The 18,671-nt window shown below is 42.6% G+C and carries 16 protein-coding genes; 12 read left to right on the top strand and 4 right to left on the bottom strand.

Features of this window, described 5'->3' with window-relative positions; translation table 11 throughout:
* Positions 1–309 precede the first annotated feature (309 nt).
* A complete protein-coding gene (gene ald / locus AC1XUD_RS03870) occupies positions 310–1,422 on the bottom strand; it encodes an alanine dehydrogenase (protein ID WP_483359642.1) in 1,113 nt (370 codons plus the stop codon).
* Positions 1,423–1,715: 293 nt separating this feature from the next.
* Here ald and AC1XUD_RS03865 point away from each other — a divergent pair, with 293 nt between their 5' ends.
* The 8 genes from AC1XUD_RS03865 to lepB (AC1XUD_RS03830) all read left to right on the top strand — a co-directional run bounded on the left by AC1XUD_RS03865 (position 1,716) and on the right by lepB (AC1XUD_RS03830) (position 9,396).
* On the top strand, positions 1,716–2,174 hold the full coding sequence (locus AC1XUD_RS03865; protein ID WP_483359641.1) for an Lrp/AsnC family transcriptional regulator: 459 nt from the start codon (positions 1,716–1,718) through the stop codon (positions 2,172–2,174).
* Between the two features lie 207 nt (positions 2,175–2,381).
* Entirely contained in the window at positions 2,382–3,404 is a 1,023-nt protein-coding gene (locus AC1XUD_RS03860) for an SPASM domain-containing protein (protein WP_483359640.1), read from the top strand.
* Between the two features lie 163 nt (positions 3,405–3,567).
* Complete coding sequence (locus tag AC1XUD_RS03855; RefSeq protein ID WP_483359639.1) at positions 3,568–4,365, top strand: ParA family protein; 798 nt, start codon at positions 3,568–3,570, stop codon at positions 4,363–4,365.
* Between the two features lie 31 nt (positions 4,366–4,396).
* Positions 4,397–5,323 (top strand): ParB/RepB/Spo0J family partition protein, encoded by a 927-nt coding sequence (locus AC1XUD_RS03850; RefSeq protein WP_483359897.1) that lies wholly within the window; start codon positions 4,397–4,399, stop codon positions 5,321–5,323.
* Entirely contained in the window at positions 5,320–6,063 is a 744-nt protein-coding gene (locus AC1XUD_RS03845) for a DUF5683 domain-containing protein (RefSeq protein ID WP_483359638.1), read from the top strand. The genes AC1XUD_RS03850 and AC1XUD_RS03845 overlap by 4 nt, the downstream gene beginning before the upstream one ends.
* A 29-nt stretch (positions 6,064–6,092) precedes the next feature.
* Positions 6,093–6,812, top strand: coding sequence for a 4-hydroxy-tetrahydrodipicolinate reductase (dapB, locus tag AC1XUD_RS03840; RefSeq protein WP_483359637.1), 720 nt, complete (start codon positions 6,093–6,095; stop codon positions 6,810–6,812).
* 144 nt (positions 6,813–6,956) lie between these two features.
* Entirely contained in the window at positions 6,957–8,063 is a 1,107-nt protein-coding gene (gene lepB / locus AC1XUD_RS03835) for a signal peptidase I (RefSeq protein WP_483359636.1), read from the top strand.
* Positions 8,064–8,172: 109 nt separating this feature from the next.
* A complete protein-coding gene (gene lepB / locus AC1XUD_RS03830) occupies positions 8,173–9,396 on the top strand; it encodes a signal peptidase I (protein ID WP_483359635.1) in 1,224 nt (407 codons plus the stop codon).
* A 51-nt stretch (positions 9,397–9,447) separates the two neighbouring features.
* Here the strand turns inward: lepB (AC1XUD_RS03830) and AC1XUD_RS03825 are convergent, their stop codons facing one another.
* On the bottom strand, positions 9,448–11,271 hold the full coding sequence (locus AC1XUD_RS03825) for an alpha-amylase family glycosyl hydrolase (protein ID WP_483359634.1): 1,824 nt from the start codon (positions 11,269–11,271) through the stop codon (positions 9,448–9,450).
* A gap of 128 nt (positions 11,272–11,399) precedes the next feature.
* Here AC1XUD_RS03825 and dprA point away from each other — a divergent pair, with 128 nt between their 5' ends.
* Positions 11,400–12,536 (top strand): DNA-processing protein DprA, encoded by a 1,137-nt coding sequence (dprA, locus tag AC1XUD_RS03820; protein ID WP_483359633.1) that lies wholly within the window; start codon positions 11,400–11,402, stop codon positions 12,534–12,536.
* Between the two features lie 154 nt (positions 12,537–12,690).
* Positions 12,691–13,320 carry an AlbA family DNA-binding domain-containing protein gene (locus AC1XUD_RS03815; RefSeq protein WP_483359632.1) on the top strand — a complete coding sequence of 210 codons (630 nt, stop codon included), beginning with the start codon at positions 12,691–12,693 and terminating at the stop codon, positions 13,318–13,320.
* 75 nt (positions 13,321–13,395) lie between these two features.
* Here the strand turns inward: AC1XUD_RS03815 and AC1XUD_RS03810 are convergent, their stop codons facing one another.
* Entirely contained in the window at positions 13,396–13,827 is a 432-nt protein-coding gene (locus AC1XUD_RS03810; protein WP_483359631.1) for an FKBP-type peptidyl-prolyl cis-trans isomerase, read from the bottom strand.
* A 158-nt stretch (positions 13,828–13,985) separates the two neighbouring features.
* Positions 13,986–15,461, bottom strand: coding sequence for a proline--tRNA ligase (gene proS, locus AC1XUD_RS03805; protein ID WP_483359630.1), 1,476 nt, complete (start codon positions 15,459–15,461; stop codon positions 13,986–13,988).
* Between the two features lie 196 nt (positions 15,462–15,657).
* Here proS and AC1XUD_RS03800 point away from each other — a divergent pair, with 196 nt between their 5' ends.
* A complete protein-coding gene (locus tag AC1XUD_RS03800) occupies positions 15,658–16,938 on the top strand; it encodes a hypothetical protein (RefSeq protein WP_483359629.1) in 1,281 nt (426 codons plus the stop codon).
* Between the two features lie 110 nt (positions 16,939–17,048).
* The gene (locus AC1XUD_RS03795; protein WP_483359628.1) at positions 17,049–18,599 is read left to right on the top strand and encodes an OmpP1/FadL family transporter; all 1,551 of its coding nucleotides are present in this window, start codon (positions 17,049–17,051) and stop codon (positions 18,597–18,599) included.
* Positions 18,600–18,671: the final 72 nt, after the last annotated feature.

Here is an 18,671-nt window from a genome sequence, read left to right as displayed (position 1 = left end):
CAAAGCCCACCACAAACCATCCGTGGGGCTCTGCATAATGGAAGCGGTAAACCAATCGGACAATTTTAGGATTGGATGGCCTTAATGTAGACCGTAACCGGATATGAAGCAGAGAAGCGAACGGATGTTCGTTCTAAAATTTATGCAAAAGTAAGAATTATATTTGAATATGCAACCTGTCTCGAAAAAAAGATTGTAATATTTCTAGATTGCTGATGAAGCCGCCTTCTTGAAACATTTAATTATAAAAGTTTCCGGCAAAAAGTGGAAAACAGAGAAGGACGAATCCTTCTCTGTTTAGAAATATGGTTACAATACGGTTTCAACGTCGGTATATGGTAAATGCCATGCTTCTGCTACTCCGCGGAACACAACTTCACCGTTTACTACGTTCAATCCTTTTTTAAGCTCTTCATTTGATTTGCAGGCCGCTTTCCAACCTTTGTCTGCGAGCAGCAATGCATATGGCAAAGTAGCATTGGTAAGCGCAAGCGTCGAGGTATATGGCACCGCGCCCGGCATGTTGGCTACGCAGTAATGTACCACGCCATCTACCTCATATATAGGATCTTCGTGGGTCGTCGCATGGGAAGTTTCAAAACAACCTCCTTGATCTATCGCCACGTCAACCATCACTGTTCCGGGCTTCATCAACTGAAGCATTTTACGGGTAATCAGAGAAGGGGCCTTGGCTCCTGGGATCAGCACGCCACCAATAATCAGATTGGTACTTTTTATAAGTTCTTTAATATTGTATTCATTGGACATTACCGTGTCGACGTTAGCCGGCATGATATCTTCCAGATAGCGTAAGCGCTGAAGACTTATATCTACAATCGTGACATTTGCGCCCAGACCAGCAGCCATTTTTGCGGCCTGTGTGCCCACAATTCCACCGCCTAATACTAGAACGTTTGCTGGTTTTACTCCTGCCACGCCGCCCAACAGTATACCGAAACCACCCATTGGTTTTTCAAGATATTTAGCCCCTTCCTGAACGGCCATCCGACCCGCAACTTCACTCATCGGGACCAAAAGCGGTAAACTTCGATCCGCTTTTTCAACGGTTTCATATGCCAGGCAAACCGCCTTTTTTGCAATCATTGCATGGGTAAGCGGTTCGGAAGACGCGAAGTGGAAATATGTGAACAATAACTGATTCTCTTTGATCAGAGCGTATTCGCTTTCGATTGGTTCTTTTACCTTAATGATCATTTCGGCAATTGCATATACCTCTTCAATAGAAGTCAGAATAACCGCACCGGCTTGAATATATTCCTCGTCCGAAAACCCGCTGCCTTTCCCCGCTTCTGTTTGTACATAAACGACATGTCCATGTTTAAGGAATTCGGTAACGCCTGCAGGAGTCAGTGCTACGCGGTTTTCATTGTTTTTAATTTCTTTTGGAACGCCGATAATCATAAGTTTCAGATCAATTATAAGTTAAGATTTAGTATCAGGTTAATTTTTTGCCACTTAGCCCTGATGGTAAGAGGAGTGCTATGATCTTATTTCAAATCTTTGAGCCTTTGAATCCTAGTGGCTAAATCACACAAATGCCATAATAAATTTTTGTGATGCAAAATTAATCGGTGAAGAAAAAATATACTGTTACTGCTTTGTTTTATAGGAAAGAAAACTACTTTTGGTCTATCTAGTAGAATAAAAAACTGTTTGGATCGGAGTAATTTCAATTTTTTGTAAAAAACATCTTTATGCAACCAGACCAGATCGACAAACGAATCCTGAGTTTGATTCAGCAAAATTCGCAGCTGACAATTAAGGAGATAGCCGGACGGATTAATCTGTCGGTGACACCTGTGCATGAGCGTATTAGGAAGTTGGAAAGAGAAGGGTATATCGACAAATATGTTGGGCTTCTTAACAGGAGAAAGTTGGGGAAGTCCTTAGTCGTATATTGCAACGTAACGCTTGATAAACAGCGAAAGGAAAGTTTCGAGGATTTCAATCAGGCCATAGTCGGAATGGAAGAGGTGCTGGAATGCTCGGTTGTTTCAGGTAACTTTGACTATATGCTAAAAGTAGTGGTTGAGGATGGTGAGGCCTATAATCAGTTTTATCAACATAAACTTTCTGCACTAAAAAGTGTGTTACACATCAGCAGTTACTTTGTGATATCGGAAATTAAGTATTCAACGAGTATCGCGATTTAGAGCTGTTAGCTTTCAGTATTGAGCTGTTGGTGTTGCAAGGTATTAATTTCCAGAAAGTTAGTTGGTTTTTAGAAAGTCACTTGGGAAATGTGATTAATGTATACGGGATGAAAATCCTCTAATTAATAAGGTTGCATGATAACGGGCGACCAATTCAAAATTCCCGCTAGTAGCTACCCGCTAATAGCTAAAAGCTAAAAGCTATTTATGAATAAAAATGTAAAGGATGGGTTGAATTTGATGTCGAAAGTGACGCCGAAACGTGCATGGAACGCCATCCAGATTCTTGGGAGTTATTTTTACTCAAAAGTGAGCAGAAAAGCCGTTCATTGGGGAATGCCGATTGCCATATCCTTTGAACCTACAACATCCTGCAATTTGCGGTGTCCCGAGTGTCCAAGCGGGCTCCGCTCGTTCACGCGCCCAACCGGCATGATGGAAGAAAGCTTATACAAGAAAACCATTGATGAACTGGCGGATACGTTGCTATATCTGATATTCTATTTTCAGGGTGAACCATACCTGCATCCCAAGTTTTTTGAATTGGTGGAATATGCGAGTAAGAAAGGTATATATACCGCAACTTCAACCAACGCTCACTATTTGACTGACGAAAAAGCAAAAAAAACGGTTGAGTCAGGGCTTGACAGGCTTATCGTTTCCATTGATGGAACTACGCAGGATGTATATCAGCAATACAGAATTGGCGGTAATCTGGAGAAAGTGCTCGAGGGGACGCGGAATATTATCAAATGGAAAAAGGAGTTGAAATCCAGCACACCCCATGTGATATTCCAGTTTTTGGTCGTGAAGCCAAATGAGCACCAGATTGAGGACGTAAAAAAACTGGCGCTGGAAATGGGAGTGGATGAAGTAGGATTGAAAACGGCCCAGATATATGACTACGAAGAAGGCTCAGATCTGATTCCTACTATTGACAAATATTCTCGTTACAAGAAAAATGAGGGTGGGGGATACGCGATCAAAAACAAGTTTATAGACCATTGCTGGAAAATGTGGCACTCCTGTGTTATCACATGGGATGGGCTCGTGGTTCCGTGCTGTTTCGATAAAGATGCCGAATATCAGCTGGGAGATATGAAGCAGCAATCCTTCACCGAACTCTGGCGTGGAAACAAATATCAGAAGTTCCGCGCTTCACTGATTCGTTCGCGTTCAGAGATCGAAATGTGCAAAAACTGTACAGAGGGAACGACAGTTTGGGCGTGAAACATTGGCGAAATTCAGGTCTTGACTAATTTTAACCAAATAATAATATAAATTAATTGCCTTATATATAATAGGTTAGTTTGTTTTGCCGAAACTGCGTGGAACATTTTTTGGTGAATTGGATTGAATAACTGAAATTTGGCATTGGTAACTCAAACAATACATGGGCAAAGTAATTGCAATTGCAAATCAGAAAGGAGGAGTTGGTAAAACAACGACTGCTATTAACCTTGCAGCGAGTTTGGCTGCACTGGAATTTCGTACGCTTATTATTGACGCCGATCCACAGGCGAATTCTACATCAGGACTAGGTTTCAATCCTCAGGAAATGCAAAACAGCATTTATGAGTGCATGATTGAAGAAGTGGCAGCTGCGGAGATCATTCTGGAAACCGAATTCCCCAATTTACATTTGGTGCCTTCTCATATAGATCTGGTAGGGGCGGAGATAGAAATGATCAATCTCAAAGACCGTGAGCATCGTATGAAACGGGCTTTGGTTGACATTAAGGAATTTTATGATTTTATAATTATTGATTGTTCCCCGTCATTGGGTTTAATCACAATTAATAGCCTCACAGCAGCCGATTCAGTTATTATTCCGGTCCAGTGCGAATATTTTGCATTGGAAGGTCTCGGCAAATTATTGAATACCATTACCATCATCCAATCTCGCCTCAATACCGATCTCATCATCGAGGGGATATTGCTCACCATGTATGACCTTCGCCTGCGGTTGTCAAACCAGGTGGTGTCCGAAGTAACCAGCCACTTCCAGTCACTCGTTTTTAACACGATTATACCTCGAAATGTGAGAATTAGTGAAGCTCCAAGCTACGGGATTCCGGTAATGGCTCAGGATGCGGAAAGTAAGGGAGCAGTAAGTTATCTCAACCTCGCAAGGGAGATCCTTGAAAAAAATGGACTTTTGTCTGCCGACAGACAAATGGGAGTAAACTGACACCACAATTTTGGAAATGGAAGAACGATCGATGGATAACGTCAACAAGAACAAGCGATTAACCGGGCTCGGAAGAGGCCTGGGTGCCTTATTGCAGGATTCTGAAAAAGTGAATGCGCCGCGGGCAGCTACCCGTTCGGCCACTTTTGATGGGGTAGGCACGATGACCGAAATAGAGCTTGATCGAATTGAAGCCAATCCTTATCAGCCTCGGACCAAATTCGACCAGGAAGCCCTCATGGAACTGGCGGATTCGATTCGTGTTCAGGGGATTATCCAACCTATCACAGTTAGGCAACTGAACAATGATCAGTTCCAACTGATATCGGGTGAAAGACGTCTTCAGGCATCACGCTCATTGGGAATGGCGCGGATTCCTGCATATGTGAGGAGCGCAAACGACCAGCAGATGCTGGAAATGGCCCTGATCGAGAATATCCAGCGTGAAAACCTGAACTCGATTGAAATTGCACTCAGCTATCAACGGTTGATCCTGGAATGTAATCTGAAACAGGAAGAGCTGGGTATAAGGGTTGGTAAAAACAGAACTACGGTTAACAACTATATACGCCTTTTGAAATTGCCCCCGGTAATCCAGGCGGCATTGAGAGATAATAAGATTAGTATGGGCCATGCCCGTGCCATCATCACGATCAACAGCGATTCGAGTCAATTAAGGATTTTTAACAAAATAATTGAAGAGGGCTGGTCGGTCAGAAAAGTGGAAGATGAGGTCAGAAAGCTTGGAATGTCCGGTTCAGGCGCCTTGCAGCCTCAGAGCAAGCCTACAATTAGTCAGGAAATAAAGTCGTTACAGTTTCAATTGTCTTCGTTCTTCGGATCTAAGGTTTCGGTCAAGAGTAATCCGGACCACAAAGGGGAAATCAAAATCCCTTTTACGTCTGAAGACGAGCTTCAAAAGATTCTTGAAACTCTAAAATTTAAGATTAAGACTTGAAAAATTGGTTTTTTATGCTCTGCGGTTTGCTTGCGGTTTTCTCAGCGCAAGCCCAGACGATTAGTATTGATTCATTGAAAATGAAGCCCGGAGAGGTGGTCGTTAAAGACTCTGCGGCTATCACGATACCTGACTCCGTTCTGGCATCAAAGAAGAGGAAGAAATTTATTCCCAATCCTTCGATTGCGACCAAATTGGCGCTGATTCCGGGTGGAGGACAGGCCTATAACAGAGATTATTGGAAATTGCCGATCATATATTTGGGAATTGGTGGAGGAGTTTATGCCTATTTGTTGAATAATGCCAAGTATCACGATTTTCTAAAGTCATACAAGACTTTTTATTATTGGGGTGATGATCCTGGCACAAATGCAGTAGAAACAGTTGGCCAGTTAATTCCTGGTGACACATCACGTTACGTGTTCATAAGAAATTTTTGGACGCTTAAGAAGGCGCCAAATTCGCCAGACTCTAAAGGTGGAGCTCCTGGTGAATGGAAGCAAGGAAATATTGATCAAATTAAAAGGCAGAAAGACTATTGGCGAAGGAATAAAAACCTTTCAATCATCGTAGCAGTAGCGATTTATGGCTTGACAATCATTGAAGCAAACGTCGCTGCCCATTTGAAAACCTTTGATTTGACGGATGATTTGAGTTTAAATATCGAACCCAAATTTAATCAACCAATGATGACCCAGCCGACTCCGGGAGTACGGCTGGTCTTTAATTTTAAGCGTTAGATAATACACTTTAATATAAATACTTGTAAATGAATATCTTATTGCTCGGATATGGTAAAATGGGTAAAACCATTGAGAAAATTGCCATTGAAAGAGGACATACCATCGTTGGGAAAATAGATCTCCAGAATCGGGGAGATATGGATCTCTTGGAACTCGGCGACGTTGACGTCGCGATCGAATTCAGTTCTCCAGAATCTGCTTTTGATAATATCACTTATTGCCTGAAAAAAGGATGGCCAATCGTGTGTGGCACCACAGGCTGGCTGGATCATCGTATTGAAGTAGAAGATCTTTGTGGTCAGAAGCGGGGATCCTTTTTTTACGCATCGAATTATAGCATCGGCGTCAACATTTTTTTCAGGTTGAATAAGCAGCTTGCCCGTTTGATGAAGGGACAACCTTACAAAACAGCCATGACAGAGGTACATCATATTCATAAACTGGACGCGCCAAGCGGAACAGCTATTACCCTTGCAGAGGGCGTTATGGATGGTTTAGGTAATGTTCAGGGCTGGACGCTTGAGCCGGAAGAAAAAGAAGGATATCTGCCTATAACGGCTGTACGTGAAGGTGAAGTGCCTGGTACGCATATCGTGCGTTATGATTCCGACGTAGATACGATTGAGATATCACATATCGCACACAGCCGTCAGGGTTTTGCATTGGGAGCTGTTATTGCCGGAGAATGGCTACCAGGTAAGGTTGGCGTTTTTGGTATGGATGACCTTCTTGGCGATCTTGCGTGAGGAAGGTATTAGCTTTTAGCGGTTAGCTTATTAGTTTTTTGTGATTTGTTGATTGCCGGCTTGTTTCGTTTGCTGCAATCGACATGGTGTTTTGAAATTTATGCATTTGCCCATTTAATTTAATATTGAAAGAGTTTATCCAGTATGTCAAGTTCAAAAAGTAAAAAGTCTACGACGAGAGAATGGTTTGATTCTGTTCTTTTCGCTGTTGTTGCAGCTACCATCATTCGATGGTTGTTTTTTGAGGCGTTCACTATTCCAACGCCATCCATGGAAAATAGCCTGCTCGTCGGCGATTTTTTGTTCGTAAGTAAACTTCATTACGGTACCCGCACACCTAAAACACCACTGCAGGTGCCCTTAACGCATCAAACGATTTGGGGAACAAATATCCCTTCGTATACCGATGCTATTCAACTTCCTCAGTATCGTTTGCCAGGATTTAGTGAAGTGAAAAGAGGTGATGTTGTTGTGTTCAATTACCCGCCCGAACTTCAGCATCCTGTCGATTTGAAGACGAACTATATCAAGAGATGCATAGGGCTCCCCGGCGACAAGCTGGAGGTGAGGGATTTGCAGGTTTATACCAACGGTCAGGCTATGGTCAACCCTCCAAGGATGGAAAATGAATATTTTGTAGCTACTACTACCTCGGTTAATGAGCAAAAAGTATTTAAGGAAAATGATATATCCGAGTTCACATCTTACTCAGAAGGTCTGAACGATACCATACCTTCCAATGACCAAATGGGGTATCTTGTTTGGACAACAGTTGATATTGCTGCCAAATTAAAGGCTTTCGATTTTGTAAAAGGTGTAACCTTGGTGAAGGCAAACAAGGATTTCAGTGAGCCGCAGTTGTATCCAAATTCGCCACTTTTCAAATGGAACCGTGATAACTACGGACCGGTGACCGTTCCAAAAAAGGGAGTAACGGTTAATTTGACGCCTGAAAATATTGCGATGTATGGCCCGGTGATCAAAAATTATGAAAGCAATGATGACGTGGTTTTGGAAGAAGCGGCCATTAAAATTGCTGGCAAGCCAATCACAAGCTACACTTTTAAGCAGGATTACTATTTCATGATGGGGGATAACCGCCACAATTCTGCTGACTCAAGATATTGGGGTTTTGTACCGATGGATCATATTGTAGGAAAAGCGGTTTTTGTATGGATGTCAATCGATCCAAATCCAACCAGCTTTTTCAACAAAATCAGATGGAGCAGGCTCTTCAGAGTTATCAACTGATTCTAGAAACATAGATCTTACGACTAGCCGCGGTTATCGCGGCTATTTTTTGTGGGTGGTTTTATATGTAAGATTGTATAATATGCATTTTAGTACTATATTTGATTTTATGAATACGTCAGAAAATCCATCTACCCCTATGTCTCAGGTTCATACGTATAAGCCCTCAGTCGCAAGCCCTGCACCGCCCGCAAAATCACCTAAATCTAGATTTCGCGAATGGTTTGATTCCGTGTTGTTTGCAGTTGTAGCTGCCACAATAATTCGCTGGTTGTTTTTCAGCGCATTTGTGATTCCCACGCCATCGATGGAAAATACTTTGCTCGTTGGGGAATATCTTTTTACCAGTCGTCTCCATTATGGAACTACTACCCCCGTCACACCTTTGCAGGTTCCATTGAGCCATCAAACGCTGTGGGGTACAGAAATTCCTTCATATCTGGATTGGATTAAGCTGCCCCAGTTTCGCCTGCCTGGTTTTAGTCAGGTTAAGAGGGGAGATGTGATCGTCTTCAATTTACCGGTAGAGCAGGAGGGGCTATATCAAAAATACGGATCGGTTTTGCCCAATTTAAAACCGCACCCCCTTGATCTTCGGAGTAACTATATTAAAAGGTGTGTGGGAATTCCTGGCGATTTGCTTGAGATCAAAAATGGGCAGATATATACTAACGGTACGGCTTTTGAAAGTCCCAGAGGTATGCAAAGTGAATATTTTGTTTCAACCGCAACGCCAGTTAATGAATTGAATGTGTTCAGAAAGAACGGAATTACAGCGTTTTCTCAATATACCGAAACGTTTAACGACACGCTAGGCACTAATGACGAATTCGGATATATCGTTAAAACGACCAGAGAGAAAATTGAAATCTTAACGAAACTTGACTTCGTGAAAAGGGTTTCGGAAGTGATTTTGCCGAAAGGAATCAAGGAGCCATTTCTGTTTCCTCAATCTGATTTGATCAACTGGAACAAAGATAATTATGGGCCAGTTCTTATTCCGAAAAAGGGAGCTACTATTAGTCTGACTCCTGTTAATATTGCTCTATACGGAGATATTATTATCTATCATGAAAATAACGAAAACGTAGAAATCAGTGATGGAGCCGTTGTTATCAACGGCAAGAAGATTTCGGGATATACTTTTAAACAAGACTATTTCTTCATGATGGGCGATAATCGCCATGACTCCGCCGATTCAAGATATTGGGGGTTCGTCCCCATGGATCATATCGTAGGGAAAGCCATTTTTGTATGGATGTCAATTGACCCGGATCCCACCGATTTTTGGAATAAATTTCGGTGGACCCGGATTTTTAGAATTATTAGCTAAAAGAAATAGCCCCATCTTGATGTGAAGGGGCTATTTCGTTTGCTTAGAATTTTATTCTTCCTGTGAAAATATCAGAAAGCTGTATGGTGGCAAGGTCAGTGATGCGAAAGCCGGGAGATTATCGTATTCACCCTCATATGCCTCAATGTCGTGAGTACCAATATGCGAAAATTCATCATCATACTTCTCGTCATCACTATTAAATCTCAAATACCACATTCCAGTTCTTGGAAATCCAATTTTGAAATCTTCATAAGTCTGACTGGACAAATTGAAGACCACAACAACGCTATCCTTCGGTCCGCCTTCCTGATATCTGTGCGTTACTATCACTTTTTTGTCTTCATCGCCACGAATGATATCAACGTTTTGACCTTGCAGCCCAGCTGTGACGCCATACCAGTTTCTCCTCAAATGGATGATTTCCTGATGAAGTTTTACGTACTTACTAAAATGTTCCAACCGGCTCCAGTCCAATGGATATGTATCTGAAAACCATTTGTCTTCCAATGAAAATTGTCCTTGAAAAAACATAGGGATTCCTGGTGAGGTCAAGACTAAACCAACACCGAGTGCAGCTCGTTTTTTAGAGTACCAATTATTAACGTCATTCTCAGCAATTTCCTCTGCCACACGTGCTTGTCCGTTAGCAACTTCATCATGCGACTCAGTATATACGATCCGTTGAAAAGCATCCAGATTATAACGATGGGTGATAGCGCCAACTACTTCACTTATTGAACGATACTCATCGTTTGGAGTAATAATGGCATCACGCACGGTGTGGACGAATTTCGCGTCCCATTGAGAGCCATATTCCAAGCCGCCATTTTCTGCTCTGTTAGTTATAAATTCGAGGGAGTGCATATCCTCCGCGATGGTGATCTTGTTCGGAAATTGCTCGCGAATATCGGTATTGATCCATCTGACTAAAGATATACCTTCTTCAAGATCATTTCCCGGATTTCCATCCGCTTTCACATTTCTTATGTACGGAACCATGTCCATACGCAAACCATCTGCACGATAATCTCTCAGCCACATCATGGCGTTATCGTGAATATAATTTCTGACCTCATTGCGGCCATAATCCGGCCGGGTGTTGCCCCAGGGAGTTTCGGCTTTCCAATCGTTATAAAAATATATACCGCCTCCATCATTCTCGTTCCAGCCGTCAAACTGCCATATATCCATATCTGACGGGCCAAAATGATTGTAGACGACGTCTACTATAACCGCAATCCCGTGCTGATGAGCAGCCTTTATAAAAGCTTTAAGCCCATCAGGCCCGCCATAATCTGACTCGATTGCAAACGGTGCGGATGGATTATATCCCCATGAACGCGACCCCGGAAACTCACAAACCGGCATAACCTCCACAGCGTTAATTCCCATTTCTTTCAAAAAAGGCAAGCGTTCAATTGCTGTATAAAAGGTGCCGGGTTTATCATCCTCTACAGCGTTGAACGTTCCTATATGTAGTTCGAAAATGACTAACTCTTGCCATGAGGGAATGTTAAACGCATCGTCGCCCCAATCAAATGTCTTATGGTTGTAAACAATACTATTACCTATTGAATTAGTAAGTTTTAAAGCATATGGATCATTTTTAACTAATTTACCGGAAGGTGTCTGTAACTCGAATTTGTATTCATCGCCCTCTTTTGCATTTTCTACCAATCCTGACCAGATGCCGTTGCCTTCATGCTGCAGTAAATTTTCAGTCTTGCCCCATTCGTTGAAATCGCCTAAAACGGCAACCTGATCCGCATGAGGAGCCCAAACTCGAAAAAAAACACCATCATCATTACACACCGCACCCATTCCTTCATAAACTCGCGCTGTAACCGGAGGTTCTACTTCTAAATTTTCCATATGTGATTGAAAATTATTGCTATTTTTGATTTCAAACGTATATGTCAATTCCCGTGCCAAAAAATTGAAATGTGGGGCGGTGAGATGACCTGACGGCTTCATCAAAAACTAAAAATCGGGCGTTATTCATGTCTAATTTATCAGAGGAGGAAAAAATAAGCACATTGGCGTTGATGCACACGCCAGGAGTAGGGGCAGTATCCGTTCGTCAACTTATCAGTTATTGTGGAAGCGCCGCCACAGTATTTACTACCGGATTTCGCAATCTTGTCAAAATTCCGGCGATCGGAGAGAAGGTTGCCCGGGTAATTTTGGAGAAAAAGAGCCTCGCTTTTGCTGAGAAAGAATTAAGAGACTGCGAAAAAGCCGGAGCGCAACTTCACTTTTATACGGATTCGACCTATCCGTATCGACTTAAATCGCTATACGATGCACCGATTGTTCTGTACAGTAAGGGAAAATTCGACTTCAATGCTAACCGAACTGTTGGCATTGTGGGGACACGGCAGGTTAGCGAATATGGAAAACAAATTACTGAAACAATTGTCAAGGATCTCATTCCTTTTAATCCGTTGATCGTCAGCGGACTGGCATATGGTGTAGATATTACCGCACACAGGGCCTGTTTGAAAAATAATCTTGCTACCATTGGCGTAATGGCAAGCGGATTGAACATCATATATCCTTCGTCTCACAAAAAGACTTCGGTTGAAATGCAGGAATTGGGCGGAATAGTGTCTGAAAACGCACTCGATACAAAGCCCGATTTTATGAGATTTCCGGCCCGGAACCGAATTATAGCCGGTCTGAGCGATGTGACGATCGTGGTGGAATCTGCCAGAAAGGGTGGAAGTTTGATCACCGTCGAGTTCGCTCAGAACTATCATCGGGAGGTATTTGCGGTTCCAGGAGGTTTGAATCAGCCGCAGTCCGAAGGGTGTAATCACCTGATAAGAGATAACAAGGCGTCCATTTTTACCTCCATCGCAGAAATGACCGAGGCCATTGGTTGGGATTTGAACGGCAAGGAAAATTCAAGAAACTCAGTGCTGGATGATCACCCCATCAACGGACTGATTTTCGAGGGATTTTCTGTAGACGAAGGACAAGTACTATCTTTGTTACGTCAAAACGGCGCAATGCAAATAGACGACCTTTCATGGAATTCAGGTCTGCATCTGAACAAACTCGCCTCACTATTACTGAACCTGGAATTTCAGGGAATGGTGAAGTCGCTACCGGGAAAGAAGTATGCGTTGAGTTGATCTATTGGCGTGATATGACGCATGGTTGAGTTACGCATCTTTAAAGGTAGATACCCATCGTGGCGCTTGTAAAACTTATTTGCTTAAAGAAACATAGCAATAAGAAGTATGAATATAATAATGAGCATTTTGCCCTAACCCTAACCCCTAATAAATGCAAGAAAGTACTATTCAATTAATTAAGACCGGGGAGGGACTGGGAATAGAGTTCAAAAGCAAGATTGACAGTGTATATAAAATTGCCAAAACAATAACCTCTTTTGCGAACACTTCCGGAGGAGTATTACTAGTCGGGATAGGAGACAAAGGAGAGATTTTGGGAGTCGTTTCGGAACTTCGGGAATTGCAGAAATTGGAGAAAGCCATCACAAGCCTGATTGAAACGGAGCTGATTCTAAGCTTTTCTTCTGAACTGATTGATGGTAAACGAATAATAAAAGTCAGGATTGAAGAAAGTGCAGATAAGCCTATCTATGCCATCAATGAGAAACATGAACGGGTGATATACATTCGGGTCAAGGATAAGAGTATTCCAATCCCAAGATTGTTGATGTCTGGTGCACGAGATGCTGATATGCAAAAGGTTCTAGGATCAAGACATGTAAAAACGCTCATCAATTATTTAAAGGAAACCGATTCAGTGACGGCGAAAGACTTTTCAAAAGTCATTAACATGTCCGAAAAAAGAGCGTCAAGATTCCTGAATGATCTGTACAATAAGCAGATTCTAATGAAGATTCCACGAACCAAGCCAGAGGCTTTTAGTTTAAAATGGGCAGAATAAAGTTTTAGAAAAAAGAAAACTCCACAAGTTGCATATTGCAAGGTTTGTGGAGTTTCTATCAAAACGTATCTGGACTTATTTAATATCAACAAGCTCTAGTTCGAATATAAGATCTTGTCCCGCTAACGGGTGGTTTGCATCCAATAGCACGTATTCATCCGTAACTTCTTTAATAACAACTTGAATGACCTGACCATTGCCGTCCTGATGCATGTTCAGCGTACCGCCCACCTGAAGAGGTATATCGGCTGGAATCTCAGTTCTTGGGAATTTAACGATCATCTCTTCATTTGCCGGGCCATATGCTTCTGCATTAGGGATTTGCACGGTTTTCTTGTCTCCAATCTGCATGCCGGTTACACCGTCATCAAATCCTTTAATTACCATCCCGCTTCCCAATTGGAAACTTAGTGGCTCTCTACCTTCTGACGAGTCAAATAATTGACCATCAGTAAGAGTTCCTTTGTAATGAACGAGTACGTTATCGCCTGATTTTGCCTGTTTCATATGCTGCTTTTTTATGGACCACCCTGTTTGATATAACCGGTAGCCCGTGGCGAAACTACCGGTATTGGTAAAGTAAATTGTTAAATACGTAATCAGATACTCGTCGAAAACTCTGGAATAAGCGCGAAGTTAATAGCTAATCCCTAACCGCTCAAAGCTCAATAAGCTCTCGCGAAAACAACTCGACCAGTCGAAGGTTTACCTGAGTAAATACAAACCCCTTCTTCTTTTTCCTGGTTCAAAGGAATACACCGAATGGTAGCCTTGGTTTCTTCCTTGATCTTTTCTTCAGTTTCAGGAGTACCATCCCAATGCGCCATGATAAATCCGCCCTTATCATCCAGTACTCTCACAAATTCTTCGAATGAATCCACCTTTAGAGTGTTTTCCTCACGGAACGCAAATGCTTTGTCATATATAGACTGCTGAATATCTTCAAGTAACCCCTGTATAAATTCAGCGATTCCGTCCAGTGAAACAGTTTCCTTTGATTTAGTGTCCCTTCTTGCTACCTCTACCGTATTATTTTCAAGATCGCGACCACCCAAAGCCAAACGAACAGGTACGCCCTTCAGTTCATATTCAGCAAACTTGAAGCCAGGCTTGTTGGCATCTGATGAATCATATTTGAAAGAAATGCCAAGCTTTTTCAGTTGTTTTGTAATCTCAGCTACCTTTGCTGAAATCTGCTCCAGTTGCTCATCGCTTCTATATATAGGAACTATAACAACCTGAATAGGAGCCAGTTTTGGAGGTAGTACCAACCCTGCATCGTCAGAGTGAGCCATGATAAGCGCACCCATCAAACGAGTACTTACTCCCCATGAAGTGCCCCATACATGTTCCAGTTTTCCTTCTTTGTTCTGGAATTTTACATCAAACGCCTCAGCGAAGTTCTGTCCCAAAAAGTGAGATGTTCCAGCCTGCAAAGCCTTTCCGTCTTGCATCAATGCCTCAATACAAAAGGTTTCCTCCGCGCCCGCGAAACGTTCGTTTGCACTTTTTATTCCTTTCACAACCGGTAAGGCCATCCATTCTTCTGCGAAAGTTGCATATACTTCCAGCATTTGCTTTGTCTCTGCCACCGCTTCGGCCGCAGTCGAATGGGCTGTGTGCCCCTCCTGCCATAGGAACTCCGTTGTTCTCAGAAACAAACGGGTGCGCATTTCCCAGCGAACTACATTTGCCCACTGGTTAATCAGCAAAGGCAGGTCGCGATACGATTGTATCCAGTTTTTATATGTACTCCATATTACGGTTTCCGAAGTAGGTCGAACGATCAACTCTTCCTCGAGTTTCGCATCCGGGTCGACGATAACCCCTTTCCCATTGGGGTCGTTTTTGAGTCTATAGTGGGTAACAACAGCGCATTCCTTGGCAAAACCTTCCACATGTGAAGCTTCCTTACTTAGGTATGACTTGGGTATAAACAACGGGAAATATGCATTTGTATGTCCCGTTTCTTTAAACATGTCATCCAAAGCACGTTGCATTTTCTCCCATATCGAATATCCATATGGTTTGATCACCATGCAACCTCTCACGGCCGAATTTTCGGCCAAATCAGCTCTTTTTACTAATTCGTTGTACCATTCCGAATAGTTTTCACTACGCTTTGGTAAGGCTTTACTCATTGTCTTTATACCTGGTTATTGTTAAAACGCCTTATTCTGTTCCAATTTGGCCCCTTTTTAAAAGAGGTGCAAAGATAGGTTTTTATGTTAACTTTGGAATTAATGTTATATTATACATGTTACCATGTGTATAATGGAGTGATTTTTTTGTATATTAGCCATTAGATTATTAGCCTCAAATAACTATAAAACAAAGATGATGTTGTCACGATATAAAATCAAATATTTGGCCATATCTGCTCTTCTTGGAGCCTGGGGATGTAGCCCCAATCAACAAGCTTCTCGCTCAGGTGCAGATTATGATGACCTATACGGCGGTGCTTCCGGGGTTGCGTCAGTGCCTGTGAGAAAGTCGGTTCCTTCTGAGCTTGACAGGTACAATAATCCTGACTATCAAGGCACTACGGATGAGAAATATGCAGGAACAGGCGATTATTACGACGAAAACTACATTTCGTCAAGAAATATTAATCGGGCAGTAAGCGATGACGCTGGGTATAACGCGGGTTTTGTTGACGGATATAGCCAGGCTTCTCGTTTTTCAAGTCCCTTTTATAGCGGTATGTCTAGTTTTTGGCCGGGAGCTGCTAGTCTTGGCATTGGCATGAGATTCGGAGGGTACGGTTTCAGTCCATACATGAGTATGGGATATGGAATGGGCTATTCACCGTTTGGATACGGCATGGGATACTCGCCATATAGCATGATGAGCATGTATGATCCTTTCTGGGGTTATTCGCCATATGGATATGGAAGCATGTATGGAATGTACGGCTTGGGAAGTATGTACGGAATGGGATATTACAATAGCATGTACGGATATGGATACAATCCGTGGGCATACAGCAGTCCGGTTTATATTGTTAATACCGGCGAAAGACAAGGTTATTCCAGAACATACGGACCAAGAGTGGCTGGATCAAGTTCGCGTGCCAGCAATGGAAGATATAATTCCAGTTTCGTAAACTCTTCGCGTTCTAATGGATCTACAGTTAACAACACCGGATCTGATCGTGGAAGCAGAAGAGGAACTGCGGTGAGTGGTGACGGATATAGCTCTAGATCAAGAGGAGAAGGAACAACAAGATCGTCTAGTACTTATTATAGTAACGGCAGATCGGACGCTTCGAATTATAATAGCAGATCGGCTGCATCAGGAGCTGATGCTAATACATATTACAGCAGACCGAGAAGTGCCAATTCGGGATATTCTTCCGGAACAGCCGGATCTTCAACACCGTCTTCGAGATCATATAGTTCTGATTCATATAATAGTAGATCGAGGTCTTCGTATCAGCCATCAACTGAATCAAGATCTTATAGTTCTCCTGCTCGTGAATCTTACAGTGCGCCTCAGAGAACTTACAGTCAGCCGAGCCAGCCTACCTATAGTGCACCTTCAAGAAGTTATAGTGCGCCATCATCGGGCGGTGGTGGAGGCGGTAACGCGGGAGGATCATCTCGCGGGCCAAGATAATTCCCGCAATGCCGGATAATAAATATTAAGTGAAAACCCTGTGGACCGTCATAATTCTGCAGGGTTTTCGTTTAGTAAAAATGAAGTTTAATTTAAATTTTATCTTAGTCATGATCAAAAGTAATGTCTGGTATTTTCTCAGCATCTTTTCTCTTTTATCCTTCACAGCAAATGCCCAGTATGCCGGAGATATATTCCGATATTCAGAAATTAATCAAACCGGAACAGCCCGTTTTCAAGGATTGGGTGGGAATCATGCATCATTAGGGGGAGACGCAAGTGCGATATTTACAAATCCAGCGGGTCTTGGATTTTATAATAAATCAGAATTTTCCATTAGTCCGGCTGTGACTGCTTTTAACACGAAGACCAGTTATATTGATGGCACGATGAGCGATTCTAAAACAAATTTCAATATTCCTCAAGCATCCGTCGTCTTTACCAGCCAGCCGAGTTTTCAAAGGAAATGGAGACGGACTTCGCTTGGCATATCCTTTTCTCGCCAACAGTCGTTTCAGGATCAATACTCATTTGGAGGTAGAAACAACAAAAGCGCGTATCTGGATAAAGTGGTTGAAGATGCAAATACGGACAAGACAACGGTGAGCGAAATGGAAGGCGGCTTCGATAGTAGCATTCCGGTCGCTTACTCAATACCTGCAGCGTATTATCAAATGTATCTGATCAATCCTGCTGGTAGCGCAACTTCGCCGACTTGGCAAGCTTTGGATGCGCAAAGTGTTGTTGATCAATTCGGAACATATAGCGCAACGGGTGCAAACACCGCCTGGAATATCTCATACGGTGGGAACTATAATGATAAGTTCTATCTCGGAGGTAGCATCGGGTTCACTCGGCTTCGTTACGAATATACCCGCGTTCTCCAGGATAATTATGTCAACAGCCCTGAACTGATATACATAGATCAGGTAGAGCACCTTAAAGTGTCTGGGAACGGGTTTAATGCAACACTGGGCATGATTTACAAGGTGAATCCTGCATTTCAGTTTGGCTTGACGATGTCCACGCCCACTTTCACCGCTGTAAAGGAATCATTTGATCAGGATGTTAATGCATCGTATGTAGACGGTCTGGTTTCAGACGGACAGGGTAATTTGATCAAACCTCCATATACAAGTATCGGAATTGCGACAAACGAGTTTACATATTCCTATAATAGTCCGTTCCGAACATCGCTGGGTGCTACTTTTTTTGCCAAAACCAACGGTTTTCTGACAGCAACGATTGAGTATGTTGGGTACGGCGGAATGAGAGCAAGGACTTCGTATTTGGACAGCAATGGTAACAATGAGTTTAAGGTGAATACCAACAACGAAATCGGCGATACCTATAAAGGAGTCGTTAATGCTCGGGTAGGTGGGGAGTATCGCGTTGGGCTGTTTCGGGGGCGCTTAGGTTTTGGTTACCTGGCCAATGCCTATAAGTTTGATGACGGGTTGAATCGTGATAAACTACTTTTTTCGGCGGGACTGGGAATCAGAAATAGTAAATATTTCGCGGATATTGCGGGCACTTATACCACCTTTAAATCCGCATATACTCCTTATTATCTGAATAATCCTCAAGATTACTCGTCCGTGGCGATTACAAATAACTCCATCAACTTGATGCTTACCGTTGGTGTGTTCTTTGGGAGATAATTCATGGCATTCGGCTTTCGGTGATTGGCAGTCGGAATAACGAAAGCTGATTGCCGAAAGCTGCCCACCGTC

The sequence above is a fragment of the Dyadobacter sp. HNCC25DJ184 genome, assembly GCF_056895215.1.
The sequence above is the reverse complement of the archived record's forward strand: the minus strand, read 5'-3'. Positions and strand labels throughout refer to the sequence as shown.